This is a genomic window from Lutibacter sp. (assembly GCF_041562875.1).
Classification (GTDB): Bacteria; Bacteroidota; Bacteroidia; order Flavobacteriales; family Flavobacteriaceae; genus Lutibacter.
Genome location: NZ_JBFFOE010000087.1, coordinates 1 through 9,900, shown reverse-complemented (window position 1 = coordinate 9,900; position 9,900 = coordinate 1). Strand labels below are relative to the sequence as shown.

Below are 9,900 nucleotides of genomic sequence, written 5' to 3'. Positions count from 1 at the left end.
ATTGGTGATGCTATTAAAGGAATTGAAACCCCGGTTGTTGAAGTTCACATTTCTAATGTACATGCACGTGAAGAATTTCGTCATATATCATATATTGCTCCAAATGCAAAAGGGGTTATTGCTGGTTTTGGTTTGCAAAGTTATGAATTGGCATTGCAGAGCTTTTTGTAGTTAGAATGTTATTTTAATGCTATTTATAGCGTATTAGAGTTTTTTAAGCGTTCTGTTTTTGTGCACTTTTATTGAAAATTTTCTTTTTATAAAAAAAAAGATTAAATTGCCCTATAATTTAGATTAATTTCAATTTTTGCCCTGCTTATATGAATTACTTCTTTAATTATGCAACACCTATTATATATGCTTTTTTAATCATAATTTGGGCATATATCTTTGTATTTTATTCCAAGAAAATAAATTTTTTAGATAAGAGTGATAAATTATTAAAATTGCTCTTAATAATATTGGCAATAGATGCATTTCGGTCTTTTTTTGAAAGTGTTTATTTTGGTTTTTGGTATACCTCTTATGCAGGACTTATTCCTATAGAAGTTTTTAATTTTTTGGCACAACCTGAAATTGTTTTTTTTCCAAAATTATTTAATTTATTGGTTGCTACATTAATACTATTATTAATTGTTAGAAAATGGCTTCCTGCAGATCAGGCACAAAAAAAGAAAACGGATGATTTACTAGAAAAACAATCCTACGAAATTAAAAGGTTGTTAGCAGCTGTAGAACAAAGCGCCAATACTATTGTAATTACTGATATTAATGGACTTATAGAATATACAAACCCTAAATTTACAGAAGTTACAAACTATACAGCTGCAGAAGTTAAAGGTAAAAATCCTCGTATTTTAAATTCAGGTAATCAATCAAAAGCATTTTATTCAACAATGTGGAAAACCATTTCTGCAGGGAATGTTTGGAAAGGTGAATTTAAAAATAAATCGAAATTTGGAAAATTATTTTGGGAACAAGTAACCATATCGCCTATTAAAAATGACGATGGTGAAATAATTAATTATTTAGCCATAAAGGAAGATATTTCAGCTTTAAAAGAAAGCGAAGAACGCTTAAAAACCCTTATCAATGCATCACCTGATGCTATATTTTTTAAAGATGGAGAAGGAAAATGGGAAGAGATAAATAAAGCAGGGTTAGCACTATTTAATTTAACAAATACAGATTATAAAGGTAAAACCGATAAAGAAATATATGCATCACAAGCTTTCCTTGAAGAAGCATTATTAATTTCTGAAAAATCAAATGATGAGGCCTGGGAGAAAAAACAAACAATTCAACTTGAAGAAGTATTACAAACACCTGAAGGGAAAGACATTTTTTTAGATGTTATAAAAGTTCCATTATTTAATAGTGATGCTACAAGAAAGGGCTTAGTAATTATAAAACGTGATATTACATCTAAAAAAGAAGATCAAATAAAATTGCAAGAACAACAAAGTTTATTTGAAACGATGTTTAATTCAATAGCCGATGGTATAGTAATAACAAATACGGAACGTGAAATTATTTTAGCCAATAAAGGAATGCAAACTACATTTGGTTACTTACCAAATGAATTGATAGGTGAAAAAACAGCAATTTTTTATGCTGATGAAGAAAAATACAAGAATGCAGGCAATACCATCTTTTCAAATAAAAGTAAACCTTCAGATAAACTTTATGTAACTTATTATAAAAATAAAAGAGGTGCTATATTCCCAGGAGAAACTTTTGGTACAAAATTGTTTGATGCTAAAGGAGTTTGGATAGGGAATTTAGGTATTATGAGGAATATTAGTGAAAGATTCAAATCACAAGAAACACTCCAACAATCTGCTGATATGATTGCAAGTTCATCAGATATGATGGCATTACTTGATGAAAATTTCACATATATCTTGGTAAATGAATCTTATGCGAAAGCATTTGGGGAAAGCCCAAAACAAATTATAGGTAAAAATGCGGCTGATATTTTAGGAGAAGATATATTTATAAAAACTATTAAGCCCAATGCCTTAAAATGTATAATTGAAAATAGAAGTATTAACTATCAAGAATGGTTTCATTTGCCTGTTTTGGGAACATGTTTTATGGATATTAATTACTATCCATTTTACAGTGAAAATAAAAAAATTAAGGGCTTTATTGTAAATGGAAGAGATATTACAGTACAAAAAAATAGTGAAACTGATTTAATTAAAGCGAAAGAAAAAGCAGAAGAAAGCGACCAGTTAAAAACCGAATTTTTAAGCAACATGTCTCATGAAATTAGAACACCAATGAATGGTATTTTAGGTTTCTCAGATATGTTAAACAATCCAGAATTAACAACAGAAAAACGAGCTAATTTTATAAAAATAATTCAAAGTAGCAGTAAACAATTGTTGCATATTATTGATGATATTTTAGAAATTTCAAGATTGGAAACAAAACAGGTTTCAATAGATGAAAGTGAAGTTTGCCTAAATGATGTATTGTTAGAATTATTTTCAGTTTTTGATTTAAAAGCTAAAGAAAATAAAACACCATTATATCTTAAAAAGGAGCTTTCTAATGAGCAAAGTACGATTATTACTGATAAAACAAAACTAAACAAAGTACTAAGTAATTTATTAGAAAATGCTTTAAAATTCACCAATGAAGGTTTTATTGAATTAGGATATGTATTGAATAATAAGAATCTTGAAATTTATGTAAAAGATACAGGAATAGGTATTGATGCTGAGAAGCATGAATCTATTTTTGACCGTTTTTCGCAAGCGGAAAGGGATTTATCGAAAAAAACAGGAGGGTTGGGTCTTGGTTTGTCTATTGTAAAAGAAAATACAGCATTGTTAGGAGGGAAAATAGCTTTGGATTCAATAAAAGGCAAAGGAGCAACTTTTACCATTATTTTTCCTTATAAACCTATATATCAAACAAAAATAGAGGCTAAAAATGAAAATAAACCACTTATTTTAATTGCTGAAGATGAGGAGGTAAACTATATTTATTTAGAAACTTTAATTAAAGATATTATTAAATTAGAATGTAATTTAATACATGTTAAAAATGGTTTAGAAGCCCTGCAAGCCTGTGAAGAATTTTCAAACATTGATTTGGTGTTTATGGATTTAAAAATGCCAGTTATGAATGGTTTTGAAGCCACTAAGAAATTAAGAAAACTATATCCAACAATGCCAATAGTTGCCCAAACAGCTTATTCAACTGCTTCAGAAAAAGAACAAGCTTTATATGCTGGGTGTACTGAATTTTTGATAAAACCAATAAGTAAAAAGGTATTTGTAGATGTAATAGGTTTGTATTTAACAAATAAATTGTAAGTTTTATATCATTATTTATTGTTAAAACTTTTTAAATACACCCAAATCAAATAAAGGGAAGTTATATTTAACAAGGAGCATTTTTATTCATTTTTTGTAAGCTAATATATAATACAGTTCATGCTTTTATATCGTTTTGTTTTCTTGTTAACAACCCTAATTTTCTTGCTACATTGCCAGAATACACATCTAAAGGATACAAAATTTGAGTAGGCGAGAGGCTATCCCAAATATCAAAATCTACATCACAATTATAAGCAGTTAGCTATTAATTATTTAGCCATTATTATACCCTTTGCTTAATTTTGTAGGAATATGCTCAAGTTCAATAATTAGATTCTTTACGCTACAGAACAAAATGTATCATCTTAAATTAGATAATGCATTTTAATTTTTACCCGCTCTATCTCTTAATATATTTGCAATTCCTAAAAAAAACTATTCATTTTTGAGGTTTTATATTTATGATAACAAATTTTATTTTTTGTGATTTAGTTTTATTAAAACAGTATTCGGTTTTTTTTTCTTAATTTGTTGGAAATTAAGCATAAATTATGATTCGAAAATTAGTATTACTGATTGTACTGCTACCATTTTTTTGTAGTGGACAAAAAAATAGGCAGCAAAATCAAAACAACATCAATTACAATGATATTGTGGATATAAATGGCTTAATTTATTTTAAAACTGATACTACATTAGTTACAGGGAGAGTTATCAGTTACAATAAAAAAAGATTAGCTAAGAAATATGTATTTGTATCAAAAGGTAAACCAGACAATTTAGGCTGGGTTTATTTTAATGATAAAACTGAAATGCCAAAGGAATCAGTTTTGGGAGATATTTTGTTAACAGGAGCATATATAACGGGAGCGGTTATGGCAGTTACAGGGAATGATGTTTATCTTCCAATTAATGATTCTGAGAATAGAATAGCTACTAAAAGCCAATTAAACAGTTACATTTCTGAGCAAAAAGATGAAACGTCAAAAGCATACGCTGATATGTTAGTTAAGAATGAGATTTCTAGTCATATTAATACAGCTAAAGAAATAAGTAATGGACTTTTTCAGGAATATTATGATAATGGTCAACTAAAGAGTGAAGGAAATTATATTGAGGGGAAAGAAGATGGACTTTGGGAAGAATATTATTATAACGGACGTTTACTTACCAAAGTAAATTACATAAATGGGAAAAAATTTGGTGTTTTAGAAAATTATTATAGTAGCGGTCAGTTAAAGAGCAGAATAAATTATAAAGAAGGAAAGGAAAATGGGATGATGGAACTTTATCATGAGAATGGTGAATTAATGCTGAAAGGCCTTTCTAAGGATGCAATACAAACTGGAGAATGGAAATATTATAATGAAAATGGAGAATTAATTAAAACAGAAAACTTCAATTAATTAAATTTTATAACAAAAAAAGTTATTGATAAACTCAATAAGGTTTGGTAATTTGAATGCTTCCTCTAAGGAGCAAAACCTTTATTTTATAAATTAACAACTATCACATACAACACAATTTTAGGTATTGTCTTGGTTGCTAGTGATGAAAATCAATCAACGAGAGAAATTTCATGATTACTCAATGAAACTCTATTTTTAGATGAATCAGCCTAATTTAAGCCTAGTGTTTTGGAAGTAATGTATGAACCACTTGAAGATAAAGCGAGGTTACAATTTTAAGAGTAGCAAGAATAGTATTATTATACAGAAATTTAAGAGGTTAAGTATCTAAATTTAAAATTTTTCAAATACACCCAACCCAAATAAAGCGAAGTCGTACTTTACGGGATCATTTTTATCCATTTTCCGTAAGCTAGTGTCTAATTCAGCTAATGCTTTCGCATCGTTTTGTTTTCTTGTTAACAATCCTAATTTTCTTGCTACATTGCCAGAATGCACATCTAGCGGACACGAAAGTTGAGCAGGCGAGAGGCTATTCCAAATTCCAAAATCTACCCCAGTTTTATCATTGCGTATCATCCAGCGTAAAAACATATTAATTCGTTTCGCAGCCGATCCTTTTAATGGGTCAGAAATATGTTTTTGTATTCTTTGTAAATGTGGAATTTCAAAAAAAATATTTTTAAACTCATGAATTGCAGGTTGAGTAGAATTTGAAGTAGCGTTTTTTGAAAAAATAGTTTCTAAACCTTGGTGATTATTATAAATGTGCTGTAAAGCTGTAATAAAATATTTAAAATCGTCAGTATTAAAAGTTCTATGAACAAAATGTTCAATGGTGTCTATATGATGTGGTTTATGATTTAAAACAAAATCGTAAGGTGAATTTCCTAATAGCTCCATCATTTTTTTAGCATTTGTAATGATAGATTTTCTGTTTCCCCACGCAATAGTTGCGGTTAAAAAACCTGATATTTCAATATCCTCTTTTAATGAAAACGAATGAGGTATTTGTATAGGGTCACTCTCAATAAATGTTGGGTTATTGTATTGTGTTACTTTTTCGTCTAAAAATTGGTTGAGTTCGGTTTTATTCAATACTTCTGTTATTTAACTTGAAATATACAATTATTAATGCTAATATTTATGCCGCATTAATTTCTCCGACAGATATTTATTTCAATTTAATTCTGAAACGGCCTTAATTGAACAAATGATTTTAGTCTTTTACGGAATATAAAGTGAGAAATATCATCTTGTTGAATCTTAGCCTCCAGGTGATTTTATTTGTAATATAGCAGTCATAGCGGCAGCAAGTATCAACTTCATTTTCTGGTTAAGACTAGAATCAATCCAAATAATGTTTTTGTTGTAACCCAATGCGCCACCACCAAAATATTGCAAGGCACAAATTGCCTTTTCATTTTCCATAAACTCATATCCCAAAGCGGGAAACCAACGTTTATCATTTCCATCTAGATTGGAGTTGACAAAAATTATTGATATTATTCTATCTCCATTTACAAGAACACCTTCATTTTTGTACTCAATTTCACTACCAGAAGTTCTTTTTAGAAACAATTTCCATTTATTATCTGTAGTATTATTCAATGAAATATCTGCTGTAAAACTTAATGAATCTTTCAAAATTTCATCTGAACCAAAATAAATATTTGGAAATAATTCAATGGATTCAAGTTCATTTATATTGTTACTATATACTGCCCTAACAATAGCAGAATCAGAAGTTTTGTTGCTCAACACAAAGTTGAATTTATAACCTGATTTATACTCATTTTTTGTGTGAAGAATAGTTGCTTTTTGTTTTATAACTTTCCAACTCATTTTACTTTTTTCAACTGCATAATCCCCAAATTTAAATTTCCAAATCCTACCCATCCATTGCGTGCCCATTTTTACTTTCATCATTTCAGCATTTTTAGAAAGCTCATTATTTATAATAATATTTTTTCTCTGGGCATGAGATAATTCTGTACTTAATAGAAGAAATCCTATAAACGTAATTTTAAATAGATATTTAAATCTTGTTTTCATAACAAGAGTATTATTTATTTCCATTGAATAATTTTTTAATAACTCTAACTATAAACTAATTTAATAATACAAAGGGCCATCAAAACTACCACTAATCACGTTTCCTGGTTGTATTATTGCTGCTAACCCAATAATAATTAACAATGGAACAGCTATTGATACAACTGTTGACATAGTCTTATTTTGGAGATAAACTTCTTTTACTATAGTATCAGGTAATAAAATTTTCACATATTTACTATTGTCATCTTCCTCATAACCCTGAAAAGATAAATCTTTAGCAGTTCCTGACTTTTTCTTGGTTATACCATATAGTTTGCCATCATCTTTCCTTAATTCTTCAAATTTATAAGTGTCGTTTCTATAGGTATTTACTTTAACTCTTTTAGAAGATAGAATCGCTTCGTCTACCGTCACCGTTTTAGTATGGTACACTTTACAACTTTGTAATAAAAAAGTGAATGAGAAAAATAAAGTAACTATTTTTAAATGTTTTCGTATTGCTTTCATAATGTTAATTTTTTAAAAATGAATAGTAATATTTACCCCTAGATAGTTTGAATTATCAATTTTTATATTCCTCACAATAATTTGTTCTCCCTTTAATGAAAGGTTTGCTTTTCTTTTGTGTTTACCCGCTGATATAAAGAATGGAATACTAGCAAGCGTTGTAGCTCCTCCACCAATAATTAAAAGGGTGCTTGCAGTTCCATCATTAGAACTCTTTCCCGTATAAATATCAGTAATAATTTCTTTTCCATTGTTTTTCATTATGGCAAAACCTCCAGCAGTCATAGCTACTCCTGAACCTAGAAGAATCCAAGCTGTTGTTTTATTATTTTTTTGTTTCAATGTGTGGTAATCAAATAATTCTTGTGATGTTTTATTATTTGTTTGTTCAATTACTTGCCCATATGCTATTTGAAAAAAGAGTAGCAAAAAAAATAAGAATATTTTTCCCATAATAATTCGTTTAAATTGTCAATTTAAGTCGAATGGAGTTGAAGTATGTACTCAATTATTATGTAACATTAATTACTTTAATCATGAGTATATTAAAAGTATACAATTTAACTGCTTAAAATACAGTAGATTGAAATTTATAATCATTCTAAATAAAGATTAAATTTAGAATGTGCTAACCAATCTGTCATCCCTTTCGGTAGTATAATACTACTAACTTTACTAGCGGTAGCATTTAAAATATTGAACTACAATGAGTTTGTGAGTGATTTTTAAATATTATAGAATTTTTTATAAAAATTTAGTCTAATTTAAGTACTCCATTTTTCCAAGTTTCCTTTTTCTCAATAGTGCCTTCTTTATTGTAATAAATATGTGTTCCATTTTTTTTGCCATTTGTATAATTCAATTCTTTCACTAACTGTCCACTTACATACCATACTTTAGCTAGTCCATTTGGTTTACCATTTTTAAATAAGGCTTCTTGTTGTAATTGGCCATCTTTACTTTCATCATTTCAGCATTATTAGAAAGCTCATTATTTATAATAATATTTTTTCTCTGAGCATGAGATATTTCTGTACTTAGTAGAAGAAATCCTATAAACGTAATTTTAAATAGATATTTTAATCTTGTCCTCATCACATAAGTATTATTTATGTATCACCATTGAATAACTTTTTAATATCTCCAAATTATTTTTATAATTATTAATATCTCCATTAATAAATATTTGTTCTTTTTTTGATGCTATTATGGCTCCTACACCGCTTCCTCCAACAGCCATTAAAATCCCTAACCCTAATGCTTTTTCACCTGCTGTTGCACCTTCTACGATAATTTCAGCCCCAAAAATGGATCCCATTGTTTGATCAGGCTCATCTCCACTTACTAAACCTATTATTACACCTGTTGCAAACCCTGCTGAAGCTCCAATTAAGACTCCTTTACCAATTTTCCCTTTTCTTCTAATTTTAATTAGTCTAATATTAGAAGCATCAACATTAATTTCCACAGAATGATTATCAATTATTTTCAGAGACTTATCATTTGCCTCATATAATAAACCTTTAATTATTTTTGAATTATCAACTTTTGAAACCCAAACTTTATGAGCCTTATTTTTTGATTTTTGAGCATACAGTCCTGTCGAAAATAATAAGAGTATACTTAAAAGTGTTACTAATTTTGTTTTCATAATGTTAATTTTTTAAAAATGAATAGTAATATTTACCCCTAGATAGTTTGAACTATCAATTTTTATATTCCTCACAATATTTTGTTCACCCTTTAATGAAAGGGTTGCTTTTCTTTTGTGTTTACCAGCTGAGATAAAGAATGGAATACTTGCAAGCGTTGTTGCTCCCCCTCCAATAATTAAAAGTGAGCTTGCGGTTCCATCATTAGAACTCTTTCCCGTAAAAATATCAGTAATAATTTCTTTTCCATTGTTTTTCATTATGGCAAAACCTCCAGCAGTCATAGCTACTCCTGAACTTAGTAGAATCCAGGCTGTTGTTTTATTATTTTTTTGCTTTAAACTGTGGTAATCAAATAATTCTTGTGATGTTTTATTATTTGTTTTTTCAATTACTTGCCCATATGCTATTTGAAAAAAGAGTAGCAAAAAAAATAAGAATATTTTTCCCATAATAATTCGTTTAAATTGTCAATTTAAGTCGAATGGAGTTAAAGTATGTACTCAATAATTATGTAACATTAATTACTTTAATAATGAGTATATTAAAAGTATGCAATTTAACTGCTTAAAATACAGTAGATTGAAATTTATAATCATTCTAAATAAAGATCAGAATTCAACAAGCTAGTCCGCTATTTCTTGCAGTATGAAATACAGAATTGCTAGGAAAATTATTATGCGATCATAATTGATTGCTTTTCAATAAATTTTGGATTATGGTATTGTTATCTAAAAATTGATTGAGCGCTGTTTTAGTCAATATTATAAAATTGCATTTAAGCTAAAATTTAGGATTAAAATAAAAGTACCGTATTGATTGTATTATAAGTTAGTGGATTTAAAATCATATTTTGAGGTTGTTTTTAGATGTTAATTTTAGCTTTAAAAAGTATGCTGATACTTTTACAAAAGCATGCTGATACTTTTACGAAAGTATGCT

Annotated in this window: 10 protein-coding genes and 1 pseudogene; 3 read left to right on the top strand and 8 right to left on the bottom strand. The window is 28.3% G+C overall.

Annotated features, from left to right (window positions below):
• On the top strand, positions 1–171 hold a 171-nt coding region (locus tag ABY863_RS10795), incomplete at its 5' end, for a type II 3-dehydroquinate dehydratase (protein ID WP_372794686.1).
• A gap of 275 nt (positions 172–446) precedes the next feature.
• Entirely contained in the window at positions 447–3,329 is a 2,883-nt protein-coding gene (locus tag ABY863_RS10790) for a PAS domain S-box protein (RefSeq protein ID WP_372794682.1), read from the top strand.
• Between the two features lie 118 nt (positions 3,330–3,447).
• Here ABY863_RS10790 and ABY863_RS10785 read toward each other — a convergent pair whose 3' ends face one another.
• Positions 3,448–3,516: a hypothetical protein gene (locus ABY863_RS10785; protein WP_372794684.1), complete on the bottom strand. Its 69-nt coding sequence runs from the start codon at positions 3,514–3,516 to the stop codon at positions 3,448–3,450.
• Between the two features lie 367 nt (positions 3,517–3,883).
• On the opposite strand from ABY863_RS10785, the gene ABY863_RS10780 reads away from it, so the two are divergent.
• Positions 3,884–4,738 (top strand): toxin-antitoxin system YwqK family antitoxin, encoded by an 855-nt coding sequence (locus ABY863_RS10780; RefSeq protein ID WP_372794680.1) that lies wholly within the window; start codon positions 3,884–3,886, stop codon positions 4,736–4,738.
• Between the two features lie 336 nt (positions 4,739–5,074).
• Here the strand turns inward: ABY863_RS10780 and ABY863_RS10775 are convergent, their stop codons facing one another.
• The 7 genes and pseudogenes from ABY863_RS10775 to ABY863_RS10745 form a co-directional block, all read right to left on the bottom strand.
• Complete coding sequence (locus ABY863_RS10775; protein ID WP_372794678.1) at positions 5,075–5,839, bottom strand: TIGR02757 family protein; 765 nt, start codon at positions 5,837–5,839, stop codon at positions 5,075–5,077.
• Between the two features lie 168 nt (positions 5,840–6,007).
• A complete protein-coding gene (locus ABY863_RS10770) occupies positions 6,008–6,796 on the bottom strand; it encodes a hypothetical protein (protein WP_372794676.1) in 789 nt (262 codons plus the stop codon).
• A 60-nt stretch (positions 6,797–6,856) separates the two neighbouring features.
• Positions 6,857–7,306, bottom strand: a complete 450-nt coding sequence (locus ABY863_RS10765) for a hypothetical protein (RefSeq protein WP_372794674.1) — start codon at positions 7,304–7,306, stop codon at positions 6,857–6,859.
• Between the two features lie 12 nt (positions 7,307–7,318).
• Entirely contained in the window at positions 7,319–7,759 is a 441-nt protein-coding gene (locus ABY863_RS10760; RefSeq protein ID WP_372794672.1) for a hypothetical protein, read from the bottom strand.
• A gap of 301 nt (positions 7,760–8,060) precedes the next feature.
• A pseudogene (locus ABY863_RS10755) lies at positions 8,061–8,213 on the bottom strand (toxin-antitoxin system YwqK family antitoxin); the annotation flags it as partial.
• A 198-nt stretch (positions 8,214–8,411) separates the two neighbouring features.
• Positions 8,412–8,957 carry a hypothetical protein gene (locus tag ABY863_RS10750; RefSeq protein WP_372794670.1) on the bottom strand — a complete coding sequence of 182 codons (546 nt, stop codon included), beginning with the start codon at positions 8,955–8,957 and terminating at the stop codon, positions 8,412–8,414.
• A 12-nt stretch (positions 8,958–8,969) separates the two neighbouring features.
• On the bottom strand, positions 8,970–9,410 hold the full coding sequence (locus ABY863_RS10745) for a hypothetical protein (protein ID WP_372794668.1): 441 nt from the start codon (positions 9,408–9,410) through the stop codon (positions 8,970–8,972).
• Between the last annotated feature and the right edge of the window lie 490 nt (positions 9,411–9,900).

Coding starts and splice junctions, on each gene's coding strand:
- ABY863_RS10745 (WP_372794668.1), bottom strand. CDS start 9,410: ATGGGAAAAATATTCTTATTTTTTTTGCTACTCTTTTTTCAAATAGCA.
- ABY863_RS10760 (WP_372794672.1), bottom strand. CDS start 7,759: ATGGGAAAAATATTCTTATTTTTTTTGCTACTCTTTTTTCAAATAGCA.
- ABY863_RS10770 (WP_372794676.1), bottom strand. CDS start 6,796: ATGAAAACAAGATTTAAATATCTATTTAAAATTACGTTTATAGGATTT.
- ABY863_RS10750 (WP_372794670.1), bottom strand. CDS start 8,957: ATGAAAACAAAATTAGTAACACTTTTAAGTATACTCTTATTATTTTCG.
- ABY863_RS10765 (WP_372794674.1), bottom strand. CDS start 7,306: ATGAAAGCAATACGAAAACATTTAAAAATAGTTACTTTATTTTTCTCA.
- ABY863_RS10780 (WP_372794680.1), top strand. CDS start 3,884: ATGATTCGAAAATTAGTATTACTGATTGTACTGCTACCATTTTTTTGT.